Origin of the sequence: Gordonia sp. UBA7860, assembly GCF_002500165.1 — a bacterium.
GTDB classification, from domain to species: Bacteria; Actinomycetota; Actinomycetes; order Mycobacteriales; family Mycobacteriaceae; genus Gordonia; species Gordonia sputi.
This window is the reverse complement of sequence record NZ_DLSO01000074.1, coordinates 1-21,546: the sequence shown is the minus strand read 5'-3', so window position 1 is coordinate 21,546 and position 21,546 is coordinate 1. Positions and strand designations below refer to the sequence as shown.

Annotated in this window: 23 protein-coding genes and 1 pseudogene; 15 read left to right on the top strand and 9 right to left on the bottom strand. The window is 64.5% G+C overall.

All coding sequences use genetic code 11. The features are described 5' to 3' along the window. Positions 1–535: pseudogene (locus B3T59_RS09820) on the top strand (hypothetical protein); the annotation flags it as partial. Here B3T59_RS09820 and B3T59_RS09815 read toward each other — a convergent pair. The 6 genes from B3T59_RS09815 to B3T59_RS09790 form a co-directional block, all read right to left on the bottom strand. Continuing rightward, a complete protein-coding gene (locus B3T59_RS09815; RefSeq protein WP_064864750.1) occupies positions 516–845 on the bottom strand; it encodes a cupin domain-containing protein in 330 nt (109 codons plus the stop codon). The pseudogene B3T59_RS09820 and the gene B3T59_RS09815 overlap by 20 nt on opposite strands. An 82-nt stretch (positions 846–927) precedes the next feature. Continuing rightward, positions 928–4,167, bottom strand: coding sequence for a helicase HerA domain-containing protein (locus B3T59_RS09810; protein ID WP_287002129.1), 3,240 nt, complete (start codon positions 4,165–4,167; stop codon positions 928–930). Further along, positions 4,167–4,820, bottom strand: a complete 654-nt coding sequence (locus tag B3T59_RS09805; RefSeq protein ID WP_082946530.1) for a MarR family transcriptional regulator — start codon at positions 4,818–4,820, stop codon at positions 4,167–4,169. The genes B3T59_RS09810 and B3T59_RS09805 overlap by 1 nt, the downstream gene beginning before the upstream one ends. Next, positions 4,802–5,884 carry a DUF559 domain-containing protein gene (locus B3T59_RS09800; protein WP_267626176.1) on the bottom strand — a complete coding sequence of 361 codons (1,083 nt, stop codon included), beginning with the start codon at positions 5,882–5,884 and terminating at the stop codon, positions 4,802–4,804. Before B3T59_RS09800 ends, B3T59_RS09805 begins: the two co-directional genes overlap by 19 nt. Positions 5,885–5,950: 66 nt before the next feature. Next, positions 5,951–6,700 carry a DUF2127 domain-containing protein gene (locus tag B3T59_RS09795; protein ID WP_064864744.1) on the bottom strand — a complete coding sequence of 250 codons (750 nt, stop codon included), beginning with the start codon at positions 6,698–6,700 and terminating at the stop codon, positions 5,951–5,953. A 31-nt stretch (positions 6,701–6,731) separates the two neighbouring features. After that, positions 6,732–7,682 (bottom strand): LysR family transcriptional regulator, encoded by a 951-nt coding sequence (locus B3T59_RS09790; protein WP_064864743.1) that lies wholly within the window; start codon positions 7,680–7,682, stop codon positions 6,732–6,734. A 121-nt stretch (positions 7,683–7,803) separates the two neighbouring features. Here B3T59_RS09790 and B3T59_RS09785 point away from each other — a divergent pair, with 121 nt between their 5' ends. From B3T59_RS09785 to B3T59_RS09720, 14 genes are all read left to right on the top strand, one after another. Further along, the gene (locus B3T59_RS09785) at positions 7,804–9,195 is read left to right on the top strand and encodes an MFS transporter (RefSeq protein ID WP_287002128.1); all 1,392 of its coding nucleotides are present in this window, start codon (positions 7,804–7,806) and stop codon (positions 9,193–9,195) included. Positions 9,196–9,454: 259 nt separating this feature from the next. Then, complete coding sequence (gene rpsH, locus B3T59_RS09780; RefSeq protein WP_005208388.1) at positions 9,455–9,853, top strand: 30S ribosomal protein S8; 399 nt, start codon at positions 9,455–9,457, stop codon at positions 9,851–9,853. A gap of 15 nt (positions 9,854–9,868) precedes the next feature. Then, positions 9,869–10,405: a 50S ribosomal protein L6 gene (gene rplF / locus B3T59_RS09775; RefSeq protein WP_005208387.1), complete on the top strand. Its 537-nt coding sequence runs from the start codon at positions 9,869–9,871 to the stop codon at positions 10,403–10,405. Positions 10,406–10,408: 3 nt separating this feature from the next. Next, positions 10,409–10,813 carry a 50S ribosomal protein L18 gene (rplR, locus tag B3T59_RS09770; protein WP_251722808.1) on the top strand — a complete coding sequence of 135 codons (405 nt, stop codon included), beginning with the start codon at positions 10,409–10,411 and terminating at the stop codon, positions 10,811–10,813. Between the two features lie 49 nt (positions 10,814–10,862). Next, positions 10,863–11,504 (top strand): 30S ribosomal protein S5, encoded by a 642-nt coding sequence (gene rpsE, locus B3T59_RS09765; RefSeq protein WP_005170418.1) that lies wholly within the window; start codon positions 10,863–10,865, stop codon positions 11,502–11,504. A 3-nt stretch (positions 11,505–11,507) separates the two neighbouring features. Further along, complete coding sequence (gene rpmD, locus B3T59_RS09760; RefSeq protein WP_005208385.1) at positions 11,508–11,687, top strand: 50S ribosomal protein L30; 180 nt, start codon at positions 11,508–11,510, stop codon at positions 11,685–11,687. Positions 11,688–11,692: 5 nt separating this feature from the next. Continuing rightward, a complete protein-coding gene (gene rplO / locus B3T59_RS09755; RefSeq protein ID WP_064862190.1) occupies positions 11,693–12,133 on the top strand; it encodes a 50S ribosomal protein L15 in 441 nt (146 codons plus the stop codon). A gap of 301 nt (positions 12,134–12,434) precedes the next feature. Continuing rightward, positions 12,435–13,754, top strand: a complete 1,320-nt coding sequence (secY, locus tag B3T59_RS09750) for a preprotein translocase subunit SecY (protein ID WP_267626175.1) — start codon at positions 12,435–12,437, stop codon at positions 13,752–13,754. Then, positions 13,751–14,305, top strand: a complete 555-nt coding sequence (locus B3T59_RS09745) for an adenylate kinase (RefSeq protein ID WP_064862192.1) — start codon at positions 13,751–13,753, stop codon at positions 14,303–14,305. Before secY ends, B3T59_RS09745 begins: the two co-directional genes overlap by 4 nt. A gap of 16 nt (positions 14,306–14,321) precedes the next feature. Then, a complete protein-coding gene (gene map / locus B3T59_RS09740) occupies positions 14,322–15,116 on the top strand; it encodes a type I methionyl aminopeptidase (RefSeq protein ID WP_267626174.1) in 795 nt (264 codons plus the stop codon). Between the two features lie 207 nt (positions 15,117–15,323). Further along, entirely contained in the window at positions 15,324–16,238 is a 915-nt protein-coding gene (locus B3T59_RS09735) for a carbohydrate ABC transporter permease (RefSeq protein ID WP_267626173.1), read from the top strand. After that, positions 16,235–17,152 (top strand): carbohydrate ABC transporter permease, encoded by a 918-nt coding sequence (locus B3T59_RS09730; protein WP_267626172.1) that lies wholly within the window; start codon positions 16,235–16,237, stop codon positions 17,150–17,152. Before B3T59_RS09735 ends, B3T59_RS09730 begins: the two co-directional genes overlap by 4 nt. 356 nt (positions 17,153–17,508) lie before the next feature. Further along, the gene (locus B3T59_RS09725; protein WP_005207968.1) at positions 17,509–18,825 is read left to right on the top strand and encodes an ABC transporter substrate-binding protein; all 1,317 of its coding nucleotides are present in this window, start codon (positions 17,509–17,511) and stop codon (positions 18,823–18,825) included. A gap of 84 nt (positions 18,826–18,909) precedes the next feature. Continuing rightward, positions 18,910–19,977 (top strand): ABC transporter ATP-binding protein, encoded by a 1,068-nt coding sequence (locus B3T59_RS09720; RefSeq protein ID WP_267626171.1) that lies wholly within the window; start codon positions 18,910–18,912, stop codon positions 19,975–19,977. 21 nt (positions 19,978–19,998) lie between these two features. Here the strand turns inward: B3T59_RS09720 and B3T59_RS09715 are convergent, their stop codons facing one another. The 3 genes from B3T59_RS09715 to B3T59_RS09705 all read right to left on the bottom strand — a co-directional run. Next, positions 19,999–21,147: an EAL domain-containing protein gene (locus tag B3T59_RS09715; RefSeq protein WP_267626170.1), complete on the bottom strand. Its 1,149-nt coding sequence runs from the start codon at positions 21,145–21,147 to the stop codon at positions 19,999–20,001. After that, a complete protein-coding gene (locus tag B3T59_RS09710; protein ID WP_267626169.1) occupies positions 21,144–21,317 on the bottom strand; it encodes a DUF1059 domain-containing protein in 174 nt (57 codons plus the stop codon). Before B3T59_RS09710 ends, B3T59_RS09715 begins: the two co-directional genes overlap by 4 nt. Next, a partial coding sequence (locus B3T59_RS09705; protein ID WP_287002127.1) for a formate dehydrogenase accessory sulfurtransferase FdhD occupies positions 21,314–21,546 on the bottom strand: 233 nt, incomplete at its 5' end. The genes B3T59_RS09705 and B3T59_RS09710, both read right to left, overlap by 4 nt.

The following is a 21,546-nucleotide window of genomic DNA, read 5'->3' as shown; positions in this document are numbered from 1 at the left end:
ACTTTGCCGTGACCCTGGGGGGACCGGTGTGCTGATACTGGTCGTGATGGCGGTGCTGGTCGCCGCGCGACTGATCATCATCGGCCTGTCGGCGGACGACGAGGTCGCCCCCTACTGGGTGTTCATGGGTGCAGGGGCGATTTCGGTGCTCGCCGGTGCAGAGGTTCTCGGGGCGGGCGCCATGCAGCGGCTGGTCTCGCACGACGTCGTCGGAACGCTGTGTTTGATGGGTTGGATCTTCGGGACCTGGTTGATACCGCTGCTCGTCGCACTGATGATCTGGCACGCGCGTAGGCCGGGTACGCATTCGGGATTTCGCACCGCGTTGTGGTCGATCGTGTTCCCCATCGGCATGTGGGGCGTGGCCAGCAGACAGTTGGGGATCGCCTGGCAGGTCTCGTGGATCAAGACCATGGGTACCTGGGAGGCGTGGCTGGCGCTGCTGATCTGGGTGATCGTCTTCGTCGGGATGCTGCGATGGTGGTGGCGATGGCTCTCGGCACGACGTTCGGAGGCTAGTTCGCCAGCACGGTGAGGAGTACCGCAGAGTCCTCGTTGGCGCGGAGATTGTGTCGGGCGTCGGGAATGGTGATGAGGTCGCCGGTCATGCCGTGCCATTCGTCGTCGCCCGCGGTGAGCGTCACGTCGCCGCGGAGCACCTGAAGCGTCGCTTCGCCTGGGCTCTGGTGCTCGCCGAGTTCGGTGGAGGCCGCCAATGCGATGACGGTTTGGCGAAGGTGCCGCGCCGAGTTGCCGTGCAGCGTGTGCCCGGCGCGGCGACTGTGCGCGTCGCGCGCCGTGGCGATGAGTTCGTCGACGAGGGCTGGAAGTCGCGTGGTGTCCATGTCTCACGATGGCACGCCACGCCCGGCGGTGGGTGGCATTGGAGGCCGCGCCACCGCGGACTCGGCAGATGCTCATGCGGCCCTAGTCCAGGGACGCGCGCGCGATGGCGATCACCTCGTCCTCGGTGGGCGGACTCTTCGGGTGGTAACTCAGACACAGCCGGGTGTCGACTTTGACGAAACGGCCGCCGTCGACCGCGGTGTAGAACGTTCCGGTCGATAGTCGGCCGACGTCGGGGATCGGACTTCCCTTGCTGTTTGCCAACTCCTTGGCAGCTTCGATCTGGTTCGGGTGGTTCAATCTTCCGAAGAGCTGAGTCGACGCGTTGCCGCTGACGCGGCCGTGGATACCCTTCGGGGCCTGAGTCGCAAAGATCAACCCCAATCCGTACTTGCGCGCCTGCGAAGCCAGCGCCAACGTGCTGTGCGTCGCCGTCGTGACGCCCTGCGACGGTGCGTAGTTCTGCGCCTCGTCCATCACCAAGATGCCGCCAAGGGGGCGATCGGAGGCAGGGTGCTTCTTGATCCACGCGAACAACGACATCTGCAGTTGCCCGACGAAGTTCGCGACGCGCGACTCGCTTCCGAGTCCCGCGAGGTTGATGACCGACACGCGGGCGCGATAGCCCGGCGATGGGGTGAGCAGCAGACCCGGGTCGGCAGGTGTCGCGGCTTCGTCCAGCAACGGGTCGTTGGCCATCGACGCCTTCAGATTCTCCGCCAAATCGATCGCGAGGCGCGGAGCGTCTGCGAGATTCGACACCCCGTCGGGTAGTTCGGACAGCAAGGCGACGAAGGACGGCAGGCTTCCACCGCCGCGACGACCGAAGTACACCATCGCCTGTCGCAACACCGCCTCGTAGCGTGATGCGCGCGCGCCGCGTTCGGAGGGGCGCGCCTTGGGGAGGAGCGCGCCGACGGCAGAGTCGACCGCCGCGAAAAACTCGTCGGAATCGGTTTCCAGCGAGGCGAATTCGGGCAGCGGACGAAAGCTCAACGGTCGACCGGAGCGCCGCCCGGGGGTGAACACAACAACCTCTGTGTCGGCGAAATAGCGGTCGGCCGCGGCGCGGTCGGTTGGACTCCATTCCCGCGTGCCTTCAGGCCAGGGCATCCCGAGTCGTGCGAGGTCGTTGTTGATGTCCAGGACTATCGACGAAACACCCTGCAGAGCTGCCTCTTCGACGATGCGTCGAATGAGTACGGTCTTTCCGGAGCCGGAACCCGCGAAGATGGCGGCATGCTTGCGGAGCGACTCCAGCGGCGCCTCAACTGGTTCGCCGTCGACTGATCGAACACCGATCGGCAGCACGTCGACTGCGCGGTGTTCACCGGACGAACGGAACTCGGTGGCAACAGGACTCGCCTCGTCAGGCGTGATCGCTACCGCGCAGGAAGCGGCGTCGGTCTCGGCTGCGTGGGCTCCCGATGATGCACCCTGCGGCGTCTCCACCTTCGGCGTCTCGACCTCCGTGGCGAGGGCCTTGGTCAATCCGGGTGTGAGAATCTCTGCGAGGAAGCCGATCTCGGCTGCCGGTGCACGATCGACGATCCAGTCGTGCAACTGCGCTGGTCGCTCGGAACGCAACTGCGCCAATGCCATGAGTCGTCGGATGTCGTCGTCTGTCCAGGCGATCACCCGACCGCCGCGGCGATGCAGTTCGTCGACCAACTGTGCGGTTTTGGGTCCGGTGGGCCACGGCTGGCGCCTGAGCACCACCAGGGTGCGCTCGACCTCGCCGAGGCTAAGTCCCGAGGCGATGTTGGCGTTGGTGAGGCGGGACTGGACCGCGCGGGGGTGTGTGGCGGCAAGCGCGCGGAAGCTCCACGATTCTTCGGACTCTGTCGCGGGGTCGATGACATGACTGATTCGCCCGTGCAGCAAGGCTTTTGCCCCCGGCTTGGGGTCCTGATACCAATTGCCTGCCCCGCTGGGGAGGGCTTCGATCCACGCGCCGAGTCCGGCCTGCAGCAAATCGGGGACGACGACATCCTCTGTGGCGTGGTCAAGGGCGGCGGCGGGGTTGGCTTGCTCGATCAACTCACGATACCGCTTTTCGATTGCGTCGACATCTGTTGTCGCCGAATGCGATTCGCTCACGGAGGGGACGTCGTTCGACTGTTCACGAGCGTTGTCGCTGGCCGGGCGTGTCGGCGTGTGGGTGTCGTTCAACGTCGTGATCGATGTGAACGTGCCGCTGCGCAGCATCGCCGCAACCTGCCGGTCGACGGCCATCATGAGTTCGCGCGGGGTGTATCGCTGTGCATCGGCGAGCGCTACGTCGTCGACAGGCCAATGTGGTTGGGGTGGCGTGAAGTCGATCTGGGCGAAGCCGGGTGCGAAACGTTTGGCGAGGAGCTCGCGCGCGAAGTCATCCGACGGCGGCCGCTGCAGCATTGGTGGCTTTCGGAAGCGCTCGACTGCGGAGCGCATCACCCTACTCTCCAGATGTTCCCAGGCCGCCGTGATGCACGAGACAACGGTTGCCGTCCGACTCATGTTCTCGCGCAACGCCATCAAACCGTGAGCCACCTGATTGACCACTGAGTTCTCGTCCGCGGCGGCCGACCATCCCGCTTCGATGAGCGTGTCGATCTGGTCGACGCCCAGTACTGCTGCGGCATCGAACGCGACGATGCGGGAGATATTTTGGACCATCTCTTGGTAGCCGAGCGTCGCGTTGCGGATACCCCACTCGGCCAACTCGTCTGCGTCGTCGACATCGAGGTGTAGAAACGCCTCGCCGAGGTCTCTGGCGTCGTAGTCCTGTGACGCTGTCAGTACCAGCGCCCGCAAGATGTGCTGCGACCGTCGGCGATGGGGATGGTTTCGATACACGCCCGCCACGAACTCTTCGAGTGCAGAAGCGGTGAGCGTCGCCTCACCGACGACTGCTGCACGCGTCGACTCCGACACGTCGGCTTCTCGGGCAAGGTGGTCGAGAAGTTGTGCGAGCTGGGTTGGATGTGTCGGGCTGGGGCGATTGAGACTCTCGAGCACCGCGACCGTGACCGACTTCCAGAAGTCGCTGCCGTCGAGCAATCTCACCAAGAAGAAGTAGCCGCCCCGCTCCTGCACGCGCTGACGGATCTGTCCGAGAAGGTGCGTCTTGCCCGAGCCCGCTACGCCGCGGATCACCACGCCGATGGGGCTGGCTGACTCCGACCGCGCAGCGTCGGCGAAGCTACGCATCGTCTCGTCGGCGACCTGCTCGTGCAAGCCGGCGACGTGGTAGGTGCCTGACGTGCCCCACACGTCGTCGGGGGTGTCGGCCCAGTCGAGTCGGATCGACTCGAGTGCCTCGCGAATGTCGTTGTCCATCAGTCCTCCTCGACTGCGAACAGGTGGCACGGTTGTGTGCCGACCACAACGGCCGCAGCTCGGTCGGTCTCGCTGAGACGGGCCCGGTCGTCCTGAGGGATCAGACTGATACCCGGGCGGTCCTGCAATTCGAGGATCGCGGCGTTGAACTCGGAATGGCCGACGTCGGGTAGCGCGGAACGGAGTGCCGCGACGTCGACGAGCGCACCGCGCTGATGAGCCAACGACTCGTATGTGGCAATGATGCGGGCGCCGATGTTCGCGGCCTTCGACGACGCGGGCGGCGCGGCCTCGACGACGGGGCGCGGACGGCCGAAGACTTCGTACAGTCGGAAGTCTTCGGCGTCGAGATGACGCCCGATTGCGTTGAGGACGGCATACAGCGCGCGGATCGGGGGCAACGAGCGGTCCGGAGGCCCTGCACGCAATTCGTCTGCACACCAAGCCCATCCGCGGTCGGTGAGCGAGTGGTAGAGCGCATTGCGCTCGCCTTTGCGCGACTCGATCAGGCCGTGTTCGGTCAACTTCTGTCGTCCGGGCTTGTCGAGGTTGGGGCCCAGCTCGCGTAGGCGAGGAGTCGACAACTCCGTGGACTCCGCCATGAGGACGAAGAGCACCGCGCTTTGGCTCGGTGTCAGCTTCGGGTGGTCCACTGTGACTCCTTCAGATCAGGTCCAGGCGCAGTAGGCGAGCTGGGTGTCGGATGGTGATGGGTGAGGACTTCGTGCAGCTCCGCGACGACTGACGACGTGTCGCCGAGAACCTGTTCGTTGGTGTAGCGGAGTACCACGTAGCCGTGCCGCTGCAGCATATTGTCGCGGCGGCGGTCACGGGCGTACTTGTCGGCTCGACGATGGTCGGGGCCGTCGACCTCGACAATGACTCGCGCATCCGGCCATAGGACGTCGACTATCGCGACTCCCGACAATGCGGCGAGATCGGTGGGGCAACGATTCCAGCGACGCCCGGCTGCCCAATCATGTTGGGACAGAACATATTCGAGTGCCTGCTCTGCCGCGCTGTGCGGAGCTGGAGCGCCCGTCGGCCGGGAGACGATCAGAGTCGGTCGCAGCGGGTCGGTCGGGACGGGAACGGTTGATGAGGCGACCCCGAGGCGCAGCACAGGTACTCGGCGCACCACGGGCAATGCGTCGGCGGTGAGCCAGACGGTCATGTTGGCATGCTCCGCGAGCCACGCACATGCCGACGCCGCGGTGCGCTGCGCATCATCGGGCAGCGCGCTACTTGCCCGCACGGCGAGCACCACCTCGGGGCGACCATAGAAGTGGCGTAGCAATGCGACGAGCACGGCCGCGCGTTGTTCAGGAATTGCGGATGGCGTCGTGCGTTCGTTCGCGGCGCCCGCCCGCGCGAGCGGTACCACCACGGCAGTCGACAGGCCGACGTCGGCGCACAACTGCCGGGCCAGCGTCTCTGCATCGCCGACGTCGAGTCGCTCACCGGATGACCTGCCAGGTAGCCAGGCCGGGAACAATGTGATCAGCGCCGATTCGAGCGCCTCGAGGATCTCGGTGGCGACCTGCCGTGCGCTCCGTTCATCGGGGCCGCGGTAGTCCAAGATCACCGGCAGTTCCGGTGCTACGGCGTCAGCGAGGTCGTCGATTGCCGGGCCGTACACGTCCGCGAGGCGGACGACCCGTCCGGGACGGATCGCGTGGCCGACCGGCGGTGGCGTATCACTGTCGGCGTGAGTCATCGGACGTGAATATAGCTCCCGCGACCGACGGGTGTGCGGCGGCGGTGCGGTGCGTGACAGCGGCGATCAGCCGGCCGCCCGCTCGACGGTGAGGAGGCTCTCGGCGCTGTGTTCGGCGTGGTAGGCCGCTTCGCCGCCGCGGACACCGAACAGCCGCTTGCTCCAGATGAGCCAGACGACCGCGGCGACGTTGACGGCGAGCAGCAACACCTTGAACACGGTCACCTTCTCGACGAGTTCGTAAACCTCGAGCGGGATGAAGATGCTGGTGACGATCACCGCGAAGTACTCGCCCCAGCGTTTGGCGAACCACAGGCCGTACGCCTCGACGAACTGGCTGATTCCGTAGGCGAGCAGCGCGCAGCCGACGAGCACGATGGTCGCGCTCGACAAGGTGGTCGCCTTCTCGATCCACTGCACGACCTTGGAATCGTCGATGTTCCAACCGATCTGGTCGGCGATCGGTTTGAGCAGCGGCATCTCGGCGTCGAACTTCTCGTGCAGCGTCTGTTGACTGTTGCGCAGTTCGATCACGAATATGCCTGCGATGACGAGAAAGATCCCGCGGATCAGGCGCTCGACGGCGAGCAGTCGCATGATGATCAGGTCGCGCAGCAACCGACCACGCGGAACCTCCGGGGCATGGTCGGCGGGCCCGCTGTTGCGAGGTGAGCCGAGGGCGTAATCGCCGCAACGCAGGCATCGCCACGCGTCGCCGGCGCTGGTCTCGGTGTGCAGATGATCGGCGAGATCGGGCTCGTCGGGGCGGTAGGTCTCGTGACCGCGCAGGCCGCAGGAGATCAGTTCCCAATTCACCGAAGCAGCCTAGCCGTCGACGGCAGGTGGGTCACGACGCCGCGGCGATCTCACCCGGTTGACCGACCTCGCGCGTCGTATCGCCGCTTACTCCGACGCTCGCCGCGTACAGCAGGTCGCGGAAGTCGCCGACGACCGGACGCTCGGATGACCACACCATCCGAATCCAGGAGGTGTGCGGCGTGATGTCGAGATCTACCGCGACGAGCTGGCCGGCAGCCGACGTGGCGCCAACGGCGAACTTCGGGGCCATCACCACCCCGAGGCCGTTGGCAGCCCAACTGAAGGCGACAACAAGGCTCGGCATGGGTTCCATCGGTTCGGGCAGCATGTTCTCGACGCCGAGGTGTGTCGCGCATCGTCGTGGGCCGCTCAGGATGTGTTCGCCGACAAGGTCGGCGATGGTGAGGCGCTCGTGTCGAGCAAGCGAATGGCCCGATGCCATCGCGATTGCCGTGGTGACGGGGACCAGGTCGGCGTAGGAGACGTCTGTGCGCTGAGTCGCGGGCAGGAGCCAACGGTCGGCCGCGTCGTCGTGCATGTCGAGTACGAGTCCGACGTCGGCGCTCCCAGACGCCACCGCGTCGACGACGCACGTCGGGTCAATGAGGGTGTCCACGGCGACGGTTCCACCGGGGACCCGGTTGCCGAACTCGCGCAGAATGCCGGGGATCTGCGTGGCGACCATGTGTTCGGTGCTCGCGATACGCAGGGGCGTGGCCGTGGCTGCAATGGTGACCGAACGACCGAGTCTGGCCCAGCGGTCGAGGAACTCGGGGCCCTGGGCGGCCAGTACGAGTCCGGCGTCGGTCAGGCGCATACCGCTCGGCGAGCGGTGATAGAGCTGCACACCGAGGTCGCGTTCGAGCACCCTGATCTGTTGCGACACCGACGACGGGGCCAGGTCGAGGGCGGCCGCGGTGCCGAGGACGGTGCGATGCTCGGCGACCGCGAGAAAGGTCCGTACGTGTCGAATCTCCATGACTGCTACTCCTCGTTTGGGGCCGGGAGGCATGACGCATCGGATGGTGTTCGGAAAAACCGCACACCGACTGCATCTATTCCGGTCGATCGACGTCGGGTGTCGGCAGCATCCTGATGCCGTGCCAACGACAACTCGCGAACCCTCCAGATCACGACGCCGCTCGGGCGAGGTCATGCGCGGTCGCACCCTCAGCAACGTCGGTGTCTCACTCGGCTACCTGTTGGTGCTGGCCGACTCGACGGTCCTCAACGTCGCGCTGCCGGACATCGCCAGGTCACTGGGTGGCAGTGTTGCGGGACAACAGTGGGTCGTCAGCGCCTACCTGGTCACCTTCGGTGCGCTGTTGCTGAGTTCCGGGGCGATCGCCGATCGCTACGGCGCGCTGCGCACGTACCGGGTGGGCGTTCTCGCGTTCGTGCTCACGTCGGTGTTGTGCGCTCTCGCTCCGACGTTGCTGATCCTCATCATCCTGCGCGCATTCCAGGGCGCTGCCGCGGCACTCATCCCGGGGACGACGCTGGCACTGATCGGGAGGATGAATCCCGAACCAGCCGACCGGCATCGCGCCATCGGGCTCTACGCACTGGTCACCGGGTGCGGTTTCGCGGCAGGACCGACCGTCGGTGGAATCCTCATCGCCGCAGGCGGATGGCGGTGGATCTTCTTGATCAACGTGCCGGTGGGAATTCTCGCGCTGGCCTGGAGTCGATACTTTCCGGCTGACTCGAGGGCACGCGACCGTGGTGCGCGACTCGATATGCGCGGACAGCTACTCGCGGTGGTGTTCTTCGCGCTCGTGGTCGTCGTCATCATCGAAACGGGGGAGCGATCCTCGATCGCGGCGTGGGCGCTGATCCCGACGGTGTGCGCGGCCGGACTGCTCTACTGGTCGGATCGACGAAGCGCCGCCCCGGCGATTCCCGTGCGTCTGCTCCGTATTCCGTCGATCCTGCGAGGAACGTTGTTCGGCTTCACGATTCAGGTGGTGATGGCGTCGACGCTGTTTGTCGCGAGTCTGTATCTGATCAACGCACGCGGGCTGTCGCCATTGGGTGCGGGACTCGTCCTCATCGCCTACACGTTCGGGCCATGTGTCCTCGGCCCGGTTGTGGGGCGCGTGGTCGCCGCGCGTGGGCCGCAGTTGCCGGCGTTGCTGGGCCAGTCCGCGGCTGTGGTGGGTTCTGTCGCGATCGCGGTGGTGATGTTCGTAGGCGGACCACTGTGGGCGCTGATCGTGACGATGCTGGTCGCCGGAACGGCGTTACCGCTGGTGATCGTGCCGATGACCGGGCTCATCGTCGCGGGTGCTCCCGCGGGATCCGCGGGTACGGCAGGCGGCTTGTTCAGCGCGTCGCGTCAGCTCGGAGGGGCCTTTGGTGTCGCGGCACTCGGCGCGGTGTTGGCGTCGGTTGGCGGAGCCGACGGCGCCGGGTGGGCGATGATGGGTGCGGCCGTCGTGGCGGGGATGGCGCTGCTGGGTATGGTCGTGCGTCCGCATCGAACGCGGTGACTCAGGACCGCTGCGGGCATCGATTTGGGTCTGGCCAGCCGATTCTCTACACTAGAACGGTTGCCTGTGCACCTTCGCGTGTCCGCACTCGGGTCACGGCTACAACTGAATAGTCTCCGGTGCTGGCGAAATGCCTAGGGCACCGGCGGCGAGAACCTATTCACTATCCACTTCGTGGAAGGCCCACCGCAGGTCACAGGAGAAATCCTGATGATCGGCGCTGCATGGGAACCGCTACGAGAAAGGTTGACGGTCAACCATGACCATGACTGACCCGATCGCAGACTTCTTGACACGTCTGCGTAACGCCAATTCGGCGTTCCATGACGAGGTGACCCTCCCGTCGTCGAAGCTCAAGGTGAACATCGCCGAGATCTTGAAGCGCGAGGGCTACATCACCGATTACCGCACCGAAGATGCGGAGGTCGGAAAGAACCTCGTCGTCGCCCTCAAGTACGGCCCCAGCCGTGAGCGCTCCATCGCAGGACTGCGCCGCGTGTCCAAGCCGGGTCTGCGGGTGTACGCAAAGTCCACCAACCTGCCCAAGGTCCTGGGCGGCCTCGGCGTGGCCATCATCTCCACGTCGTCCGGTCTGCTCACCGATCGCCAGGCAGCCAACCAGGGCGTGGGCGGCGAAGTCCTCGCCTACGTCTGGTAAGGGGAGGTAAGCACAATGTCGCGTATCGGTAAGAATCCGATCGAGATCCCCGCGGGCGTCACCGTCTCCATCGACGGACAGACGGTCACCGTGAAGGGACCCAAGGGCGAGCTGAGCCACGTTGTCACCAGCCCCATTCAGGTGGCGCAGGAAGACAACACCATCGTGGTGACCCGCCCCAACGACGAGCGTCGTAACCGTGCATTGCACGGTCTGAACCGCTCGCTGGTTGCCAACCTGGTCGACGGCGTCACCAAGGGCTACACCACGAAGATGGAAATCTTCGGTGTCGGCTACCGCGTCGCAGCCAAGGGTCGCGACCTCGAGTTCGCGCTCGGTTACAGCCATCCCGTGCCGATCGAGGCTCCCGAGGGCATCACGTTTGCCGTCGAGTCGCCCACCAAGTTCTCGGTGTCGGGTATCGACAAGCAGCAAGTCGGCCAGATCTCGGCGAACATCCGCCGCCTGCGTCGTCCCGACCCGTACAAGGGCAAGGGCATTCGCTACGAGGGTGAGCAGATCCGTCGCAAGGTCGGAAAGACGGGTAAGTAAGCCATGAGTGATACAGCAACCAAAACTGTCCGCAAGCCCATCGGCAAGGACGTGTCGACCCGTCGTCGCACCGCGACCGGCAATCGTCACTTCCGCCTTCGCAAGAAGGTCAGCGGAACGCCGCAGCGTCCGCGTCTGGCCGTCAAGCGCAGCAGCCGTCACATCCACGTGCAGCTGATCGACGACCTCGCGGGCAAGACCCTCGCCGCGGCGTCGACCATCGAGGCTGACGTGCGTGCATCCGGTGGCGACAAGTCGGCACAGGCCCGTCGCGTCGGTGAACTGATCGCCGCTCGCGCCAAGGCCGCAGGTGTCGAGGCCGTCGTCTTCGACCGTGGTGGCAAGAACTACCACGGCCGTATCGCCGCGCTCGCCGACGCCGCCCGTGAGGGAGGCCTGCAGTTCTGATGATGACCAGCAACAACAGCAAGACCAACATGACCGGAGGGAACCTCTGATGCCCGGACGGCAGCGTGACGGCGGAAACGGACCCGCCGGTAACGACAACAACAACAACCAGGGCGGCAACGACCGCCGCGGTGGCCGCGATCGTCGTAACGACCGCGGACGCGATCGTGACCAGGAGCGCAACCAGCTCGAGCGCGTCGTCACCATCAACCGTGTGTCCAAGGTGGTCAAGGGTGGACGTCGGTTCTCCTTCACCGCTCTCGTGGTCGTCGGCGACGGCCAGGGCATGGTCGGTGTCGGCTACGGCAAGGCCAAGGAAGTTCCGGCCGCGATCCAGAAGGGCGTCGAAGAGGCTCGTAAGAACTTCTTCCGCGTTCCGCTGATCGCAGGCACCGTGACCCACCCGGTTCAGGGTGAGGCTGCTGCCGGTGTCGTGATGCTGCGTCCGGCCAGCCCCGGTACCGGTGTCATCGCCGGTGGCGCGGTGCGTGCCGTGCTCGAGTGCGCGGGCGTGCACGACGTGCTCGCCAAGAGCCTCGGCTCCGACAACGCGATCAACGTGGTCCACGCGACCGTGGCCGCACTCAAGATGCTGCAGCGTCCCGAAGAGGTCGCCGCACGTCGCGGTCTGCCGATCGAAGATGTGGCGCCGGCCGGTATGCTCCGGGCGCGCGCAGGCCAGGGAGTGTAAGACATGGCACAGCTGAAGATCACCCAGGTGAAGGGCACCATCGGTGCCAAGAGCAACCAGCGTGACAGCCTGCGGACCCTTGGACTCAGGGGCATCCGCCAGACCGTCACCCGCGAGGACACCCCGATCAACCGCGGTTTGATCAACGTGGTTGCACACCTCGTGACAGTCGAAGAGGTTTAAGAGCAATGACCATCAAACTCCATCACCTTCGCCCCGCTCCGGGCGCGAAGACCGAGAAGACCCGTGTGGGTCGCGGTGAGGGGTCCAAGGGTAAGACCGCCGGTCGCGGCACCAAGGGCACCAAGGCACGCAAGAACGTGCCTGCAGCCTTCGAGGGCGGCCAGATGCCGATCCACATGCGGTTGCCGAAGCTCAAGGGCTTCACCAACCCCAACCGGGTCGAGTACCAGGTCGTCAACGTCGGCGACATCGCCAAGCTGTTCCCGCAGGGCGGCACCATCGGCGTCGACGAGCTCGTCGCTGCCGGTGCGGTTCGCAAGAACCAGCTGGTGAAGGTCCTCGGCGACGGTGAGCTGAGCGTCGCGGTCAACGTGACCGCGAACAAGTTCACGGCGTCGGCCAAGGAAAAGATCGCCGCTGCCGGTGGCAGCACCACCGAACTGTAAGAAAGTTCGTTTCTGACCACAGCGGACGGCAGCACTGTTCTGCCGTCCGCTGTGGTGCCAGCGGGCTGGTTTCGTCGGACTCGGCGGTGTGCGTGCACTCGCAACGCGCGTCGAGTCGGGCGAGCCGGCCGAAAACTTCAGGTGGAGCGGTCCCGGAGAAGTGCCGGTCGTGGCAGCCGGTAGAGTTTCTGGCGTTGCCGCACAACGCAACCACCGATCAACGTCGATTGCCGAGCACGTGGGGGTGGGGTCCGCCTGGGCCCCCGAACAACCCGAGCGTGGTCGTTCCTAGGAGGAGTTAGTGCTTTCCCCCCTCGTCGCGGCCATTCGGACGCCCGATCTGAGGAAGAAGATCCTCTTCGTCATCAGCATCATTGTGCTGTATCGCCTGGGCGCGACGGTCCCGTCGCCCGGCGTCGACTACAAGACCGTGCACGCCTGCATCGACCGCATCAACAGCGGTGGCGGCAATCAGGTCTACTCGCTGATCAACCTGTTCTCCGGTGGAGCGCTGCTGCAGCTCTCGGTGTTCGCGATCGGCATCATGCCCTACATCACCGCGAGCATCATCGTGCAGCTGCTCACCGTGGTCATCCCGCGGTTCGAGCAACTCCGCAAGGAGGGCCAGTCCGGTCAGGCCAAGATGACGCAGTACACCCGCTACCTCACGGTGGCGCTGGCACTGCTCCAGTCGACCGGCATCGTCGCGCTCGCCGACCGCGGCACCCTGCTCCCGCAGGAGTGCGGCAACGTTCTCACCGATCAGTCGATCTTCGGTCTGTCGATCATCGTGCTCGTCATGACCGCAGGCGCCTGCCTCGTCATGTGGTTCGGCGAGCTGATCACCGAGCGCGGCATCGGCAACGGAATGTCGCTGCTGATCTTCGCGGGCATCGCCGCTCGCATCCCCGCCGAGGGTCGCGCGATCCTCACCAGCCGTGGCGGCTTGGTCTTCGGTCTCGTGTGCCTCGCGGCGCTGATCATCATCGCGGGCGTGGTCTTCATCGAGCAGGGCCAGCGTCGAATCCCGGTGCAGTACGCCAAGCGGATGGTCGGCCGGAAGATGTACGGCGGGTCGTCGACCTATCTGCCGCTGAAGGTCAACCAGGCCGGCGTCATCCCCGTGATCTTCGCGTCGTCGCTGCTGTATCTGCCGCAGTTGATCGTGCAGCTGACCAAGAGTTCCGACGGCACCGAGTCGGGCTGGCAATCGTGGGTCTCGCAGTACCTCGCCGACCCGAGTAGCTGGGTGTACATCCTGGTCTACTTCGCCATGATCATCTTCTTCACGTACTTCTACGTCGCTGTCACCTTCAACCCCGAAGAGCGCGCCGACGACATGAAGAAGTACGGAGGGTTCATCCCGGGTATCCGTCCCGGCCAGCCGACGGCTGATTACCTGGGCTACGTACTGAGCCGCATCACACTCCCGGGTTCGATCTATCTGGGTATCATCGCTGTACTGCCCAACCTCTTCCTCGAGATCGGTAACAGCGGGGGAGTGCAGAACCTGCCATTTGGGGGCACGGCCGTGTTGATCATGGTCGGCGTGGGTCTGGACACGGTGAAGCAGATCAACAGTCAATTGATGCAACGCAAGTACGAAGGATTCTTGAAGTGAGACTTGTTTTTCTCGGCCCCCCCGGCGCTGGTAAAGGGACTCAGGCGGAACTGCTGTCGGAAACGCTTGGTATTCCGCACATCTCCACCGGTGACCTGTTCCGCGCCAACATCTCTCAGGGCACTGCCATCGGCATCGAGGCCAAGAAGTACCTCGACGCCGGCGACCTGGTGCCACCGGAGATCACCGTCGACATGGTTCGCGCACGTCTCAACGAGCCCGACGCCTCGAAGGGCTTCATCCTCGACGGCTTCCCCCGTTCGATCGAGCAGGCCGAGGCGTTGAACTCGATCCTGGCCGACCTCGACACGGAACTCGACGCTGTCGTCTCGTTCGTCGTCGACCCCGACGTCGTCGTTGAGCGGATGCTCGCGCGTGGTCGCGCCGACGACACCGAAGACGTGATCCGTAACCGCATGGCGGTGTACGACAAAGAAACAGCGCCGCTGCTCGAGTACTACGGCGACCAGGTCAAGACCGTCGACGCCGTCGGCGAGGTCGACGAAGTGCACCAGCGAGTGCTGAGCGCGCTCGGCGTCAAGGTCTCTTAGAGGTAATCGATCCACGATGAGGCTCCGTAAGACCAAACGTGTTCCGTTCCGCAGCCCTGGCGAGCTTGACGCCATGGCTGCGGCGGGAGCCGTTGTGGGGGAGGCGCTCGTCGCGGTTCGCGACGCAGCTAAAGCCGGGGTGAGCACCCTCGAGCTCGACGAGGTGGCCGAGTCGGTGATCCGCGGCGCGGGTGCGGTCCCGTCGTTCAAGGGCTATCACGGGTTCACCGGCTCGATCTGCAGCTCCGTCAACGACGTTGTGGTGCATGGCATCCCGTCGTCGACCGTTGTGCTCGCCGAGGGAGATCTCGTCTCGATCGACTGCGGCGCCATTCTCGACGGCTGGCACGGCGACTCCGCATGGACCTTCGGGGTCGGCGAACTTTCGCAGGCCGACCAGGACCTCTCGGACGCGACACGACTGTCGATGGAGGCGGGCATCGCGGCCATGGTCGACGGCGCGCGCCTCACCGACATCTCGCATGCCATTGAGACCGGAACCCACAAGGCGGAGAAGACCTTTGGTCGCGGCTTCGGCATCGTCGACGGTTACGGCGGGCACGGTATCGGGCGCGAAATGCACCTCGACCCGTTCCTCCCGAACGAGGGCGATCCCGGGCACGGTCCGTTGTTGGTGATCGGCTCGACGCTGGCGATCGAGCCCATGCTGACGCTCGGCACCACCGACACCACCGAGCTCCCCGACGGCTGGACCGTCGTCACCGACGACGGCTCCCGCGCGGCCCACTGGGAGCACACCGTCGCCGTCACCGCCGACGGCCCGCGCATTCTGACGCAGCGCCCCGCCTGACTCTTCCGGCTGGCCCGTTCTTCCGTCGCCCATTCTTTCCGGTTGCCGAGGCGCTCGGTTTCCGCGCCTGTGGGCAACCCCAACTAAGCCCGGGTTCGGGCGTGTTCATGTTCCATTCATGAGACGTGGTCCACGTGACACCTTCCGGACGTCGACAGGCAATCATCTCGTTCGCAATCCGTAAGATCGGGGCTGAATACTGCCCGGGTGTCGTCAGTCAACGAGCGGGTGCTTCCGTCGTCGCGCGCCCGGTCGTGGCGTAGCTACGCGCTGTTCATCGCGCTCGTAGCGCCCAATCTGGTGTTGCTCGGCGTCTTCACGTATCGCCCGCTCATCGAGAACATCCGAATGTCGTTCTACGACTGGAACATCTCGTCGCCCGGCGCCGACTTCATCGGGTTCTCGAATTACTCGGAATGGTTCACGCGTGCCGACACCTGGACCATCGTCGTCAACACCGTGATCTTCACCGTTGTGGCGGTGGCGGGCAGTATGGCCCTGGGACTCGCGTTGGCGTTGTTGCTCGACCGGAAGCTGCGTGGCCGAAACCTGGTGCGGTCCATCGTGTTTGCCCCGTTCGTTCTCTCCGGTGCTGCCGTGGGCATCGCGTTTCAGTTCGTGTTCGATCCGAGTTTCGGCTTGATCAACGACCTGATGCACCGGCTGCACCTCGGGTCGGCGCCGGACTTCTACCAGCAACCACACTGGGCGTTGTTCATGGTCACGGTGACCTATGTGTGGAAGAACCTGGGCTATGCGTTCGTGATCTACCTTGCCGCGTTGCAGGGGAAGCGAATCGACCTCGACGAGGCCGCGGCGATCGACGGGGCCAGCCGCTTCACCTACTTCCGTCGCGTCCTGCTGCCGCAGCTGCGCCCGACGACGTTCTTCCTCTCGATCACGGTGCTGCTCAACTCATTACAGGTCTTCGACATCATCAACGTGATGACCCGTGGAGGTCCGCTCGGCAACGGCACCACGACGATGGTCTACCAGGTCTACGAGGAGACGTTCCGGAATTTCCGCGCCGGGTACGGTGCGACGGTCGCGACGATCATGTTCGTCGTGCTTCTTGTCGTCACCGTCGTGCAGGTTCGCGTGATGGATCGGGCACAGGCATGAGCGACGTCGTCGTGGTGGAGTCCACGACATCGGACGACGCGTCGTCGACGAGTCCCGTTGGTGCCGACCAGCGCGCAGCGGCGTACGCACGGCGCAAACGCGTTGCGACGGTGTTCGGATATCTCGCGATGGTCGTCGTGGTGCTCCTGGTCGCGCTTCCGCTTGTCTGGATTCTGCTGGCGTCGTTCAAGGATCGGTCTGAGATCTACGTACAGCCCGCCGTGTGGTGGCCGTCTGTGTGGCATCCGGAGAATTATCGCGAGGCGACGACGTCGGTTCCGTTCTGGGACTTCATGCGGAACTCGTTGATCGTGACGTCGATCCTGGGCGTCGTGAAATTCGCGCTCGGCGTGCTGAGCGCGTATGGGCTTGTGTTCCTACGGTTTCCGTTCAAGAACGTGGTGTTCATCGTGATCATTGCTGCGCTGATGGTGCCGAATCAGATCACGTCGATCACGAACTACGCGTTCGTCGCACAGCTCGGACTGCGCAATACGTTCCTCGGCATCATCCTGCCGCTCGCTGGCGTCGCATTCGGAACGTTCTTGATGCGCAACCACTTTCTGTCGATACCGCACGAGATCATCGAAGCCGCCCGTATGGACGGCGCCGGTCACTTCCGGCTGCTGACCCGTGTGGTGTTGCCTCTGTCGATCCCGACGATGGTTGCCTTTGCACTCATCACGCTCGTCAACGAGTGGAACGAATACCTCTGGCCGTTCCTGATGGCCGACGACTACACCGTCGCCACGCTGCCCGTCGGGCTGACGCAGTTGCAGAACAACGACGGCCTGACGAACTGGGGCCCGGTGATGGCCGCGACGGTGCTCGCGATGCTGCCAATGCTCGTCGTCTTCCTGCTCCTGCAGCGCCACATGATCAAGGGCCTGACCTCCGGGGCGGTGAAGGGGTGATCTCGACAAGCTCGATCAGCGGTCCGGGCTCGATCAGCAGGGTTGGCTCGATCGGCGGCGCATTTCCGCTGGTTGAGCAGGCCGCGAGCGTAGCGAGCTGCCGTGTCGAAACCACGGTGTGCCTCAGCGGCGTTGGCTCGATCAGCGGGGCTCTTCCGCTGGTTGAGCAGGCCGCGAGCGTAGCGAGCTGCCGTGTCGAAACCACGGCGCACCTCTGCGTTGGGGTGATCTCGACAAGCTCGATCAGCGAGGTGAGCTCGATCGGCGGGTGAGTGGTTAGACCGGTGGTTGAGCTTGTCGAAACCACCTGCGCGACAGACAGAGAACGATAAACAGTGGGGAACAGGAGCACACGAATGCACGAGTTGTCTCGCCGCGGTTTTCTCGCGGCAGGTGTCACGTTGGCGGCGGGCCTGGCGGTATCGGCCTGCGCGGGATCGGGGAGTTCGGAGGGTTCCGACGGCGGGGGTGACGCCAACAACCTGACCTTCTGGTCGAACCACCCCGGCAAGTCGACGGCCGTCGAGAAGGAGTTGATCTCGCGCTTCGAGAAGGCCAATCCGGGCATCAAGGTCCAATTGGTCGACGCCGGAAAGAATTACGAAGAAGCCGCGCAGAAGTTCAACGCCGCGCTCTCGGGCGGATCGCTACCGGACATCATCATCCTGTCTGACGTGTGGTGGTTCAACTTCGCGCTCATCGGTGCGATCGCTCCGCTCGACGACCTCTTCGGCAAGGCGGGTGTCAACACCTCCGACTACGTCGATTCGCTTGTGGGCGACTACAAGTGGAACAACAAGACGTGGGCGCTGCCGTACGCGAGGTCGACGCCGCTGTTCTACTACAACGCCGACGTCTGGAAGCAGGCGGGACTGCCGGCTCGCGGGCCGCAGAGTTGGCAGGAGTTCGGCGAGTGGGGTCCGCGAATCCAGGGTGTCGTCGGTGGCGGTAAGCAGGCGCACGGCTGGGGTAATGCCGTCGATTACCTCGGGTGGACGTTCCAAGGTCCCACCTGGACCTTCGGTGGAGCCTACTCCGACGAGTGGAACCTGAAGTTCACCGATCCCAAGACGATCGAGGCCGCCAACTACTTGAGCGAGTCGATCAACACCAAGCGATACGCGAAGATATCCAACGACATCGCAGGCGATTTCAGCGCCGGCATCATCGCGTCGACAGTGGCGTCGACCGGCGACCTGTCGGGAATCACCAAGAATGCCAAGTTCAACTTCGGCACAGCGTTCCTGCCTGCTCCCGACGGGACGATCGGTTGCCCGACGGGTGGTGCCGGCCTGGCGATCCCGGCACGGATCTCCGACGCGCGAAAGATCAACGCGCTGAAGTTCATCAACTTCATCACCGACACCGACAACACGGCGTACTTCTCGCAGAACGTCGGGTACATGCCGGTTCGGAAGTCGGCGCTGAGCGACCCGTCGATGGTGGCCTTCCTCGACAAGAACCCCAACTTCAAGACCGCGATCGATCAGTTGCCGAAGACCAAGCCGCAGAACTACGCTCGCGTCTTTGTGCCCGGAGGCGACAAGATCATCGGTACGGGGTACGAGAAGATCGGACTGCAGAACGCCGACGTGAACGACACCATGGCCGACGTGAACAAGCAGATCCAACAGATCTACGACACCCAGATCAAGCCGAAGCTGCCGAAATGATGAGCAGCACAGTCGATATGGACAAGGTTCCTTTCGACGCGCCCACTATCGACGAACCCACTGTCGACTCGGCGGGAGTGTGACGTGGCGGTAGTGACCTTCGACGGAGCGACGCGTCAGTTCAGTCCCGATGCGCCGCCCGCCGTCGACCATCTCGACCTCGATGTGGCAGACGGAGAGTTCATGGTGCTTGTTGGGCCGTCGGGGTGTGGCAAGTCGACGACGTTGCGCATGCTCGCAGGCCTCGAGTCGGTGGAGGCGGGGTCCATCAGCATCGATGGACATGACGTCATCGGCCTCGAACCGAAATCCCGTGACGTGGCGATGGTGTTCCAGAACTATGCGCTGTACCCCAACATGACGGTCGCGCAGAACATGGGATTCGCGCTACGCAATGCGGGAATGTCCAAGGACGACACGGCAACCCGCGTCAGCGAGGTCGCCGCGATGCTCGAACTAGAGGAGCTCCTCGAACGCAAACCCTCGAAACTGTCCGGCGGCCAGCGTCAGCGAGTGGCGATGGGACGAGCGATTGTGCGGCGCCCCAAGGTGTTCTGCATGGACGAGCCGCTGTCGAATCTCGACGCCAAACTGCGTGTGAGTACCCGCGCGCAGATCGCTGCACTCCAGCGTGAATTGGGCACGACGACGCTCTACGTCACGCACGATCAGGTCGAGGCGATGACGATGGGCGATCGTGTTGCCGTGCTGCGCAAGGGGATTCTGCAACAGGTCGGTAGTCCGCGCGAAATCTATGCGCATCCGGCAAACACGTTCGTCGCCGGGTTCATGGGTTCGCCTCAGATGTGTCTGATCGACGTCGAGATCGACGCGGGCCGTGCGCATCTCGGCGACGCCGAGATCGCCGTTCCCCGTTCGGCGCCACCGCGGCTCGTCGTCGGGCTACGGGCGGAGTCGTGGCAGGTCACCGGTCCGGGGACGCTGGGTTCGCTGACGGCGCGGATCGAACTGGTCGAGGAACTCGGGTCAGAGCAGTTCGTCTACTGCTCGGCCGACGTCGCCGTTCGTGACGGGCGGATCGTCGTCCGTGTCGACCACAGGCGCGAGTTCACCGTCGGCGAGTCGCTCGGGCTGATCCCGGATGCAGGCGAATTACATTGGTTCGACGCGGAGTCCGGGGTTCGCCTCTGACGCTTCGACGGTGCGCGTGCCTCAGCGGGCAGCGAGCGACGAGATCAGTGCGTCGATGGGCACCATGCCTGAGTAGTTGCCGTTCTCGTCGCAGCACACGAGCGGATCAAACCGGCTGGGCAGCGGTCGAGTCATGGCGCGTCGCAACACTTCTCGACGACCGGCAGCGCGATTCACGCGCATGGTGCTGTGCCGCACGATATCTCGCGCACCATGGCGGGCCGCGAGACTGATCGGGCGCGTGTCGGCGTCGAGAAGGGCGATCGCCGGGACCTCCGGTTCGGCGTCGAACATTGTGCGCAGCAACGAATCGTCGGAGTCGGCGGGTGCGGTTCGGCCGGCTTCGATGAAGGGCGCCACGGTCTCTCTCGATTCGCACAGATCGCGCGCCCGGCTCTTGAGTAGCGGATCGATTCCATTCATCACCTCGGCCGGTCTTCCCAGCAGATACCCCTGTCCTAGTGGCACTCCGAGCTGGCGCAACCGATGGAGGTCTTCGGACGTCTCGATACCCTCGGCGATCAACCAGGCGTCGATGCGGCTGGTGAACTCGCCGAACATCTCGACGAGCGCCGACTTCGCCGGGTCACGGTGCAGGTCCGCCACCAGCGAACCGTCGAGCTTCACGAAATCGGGGTGCAGCGTCAGGATGTGATGCATGCTGGCATATCCCGCGCCGGCGTCGTCCACAGCAACAAACCCGCCGAGTGCACGCACTCGCGCGATGGCGGCAGCAACTTGCTCGTAGTCGGTGACGATGGAGTGTTCGGTCAGCTCGAAGACCATGCGGTCGAGCGGCCCGCGCTCGAGCAATCTCTGCACGCGATCGGAAAGCAACACCTCAGGGGAGATGTTCACCGACAGGAACGTCCGACGAGGCAGCGTGGCCCTCGTCGACAGTGCCTTCTCGAGGACGAGTGCGCTGAGGTCGGCCTCTCGTCCGATGCGGGCAGCCGCCGCGAACCACTGATCGGGGCCCACCCGGGGTTGCGCCGAGAATCTGCTCAGCGCCTCATAGGCGACGACCCGCAACTGAGGTAGATGGGCGATGGGCTGAAATACCACCTTGGGAGCCTGCGCAGAATGAATCAGCGCATCCACCTCACGCTCGAGCTCCGACTCGATCTGCGCCCCGAGACGCTCTTTGCGGGCCCGATCAGAGGAACTCACTGATCGACGATCACTTCACGGACGCGAGCGACGACGTCTGGGGGCACGTCGTCGAACCCGTGATCGTCGGCGGCATGCGCGACGACGAGCTCGACAATCTCGTCCTCGGTCGTGGCCTCGAAAGTCGCGTCGCAATTCGGGATGACCGCACCGCACCAGAAGCTCTTCATGACGTCCCTTTCCGGGTAGTCGCAATCGAGGTAGTCGCAATCGAGAATTCTTCATCGGGGTTCGCGTCGTTACACGAGACGCGATCGGCACCGCTGTAGAGAACCATCGACTCCCCCCGAACGAACCCGGCGAGGGTCAGGCCGTGCTGCTCGGCAAGATCGGCGGCCAGCGATGACGGCGCCGAGACCGCCGACAGCATCGGAATGCCCGCCATGATCGCCTTCTGCA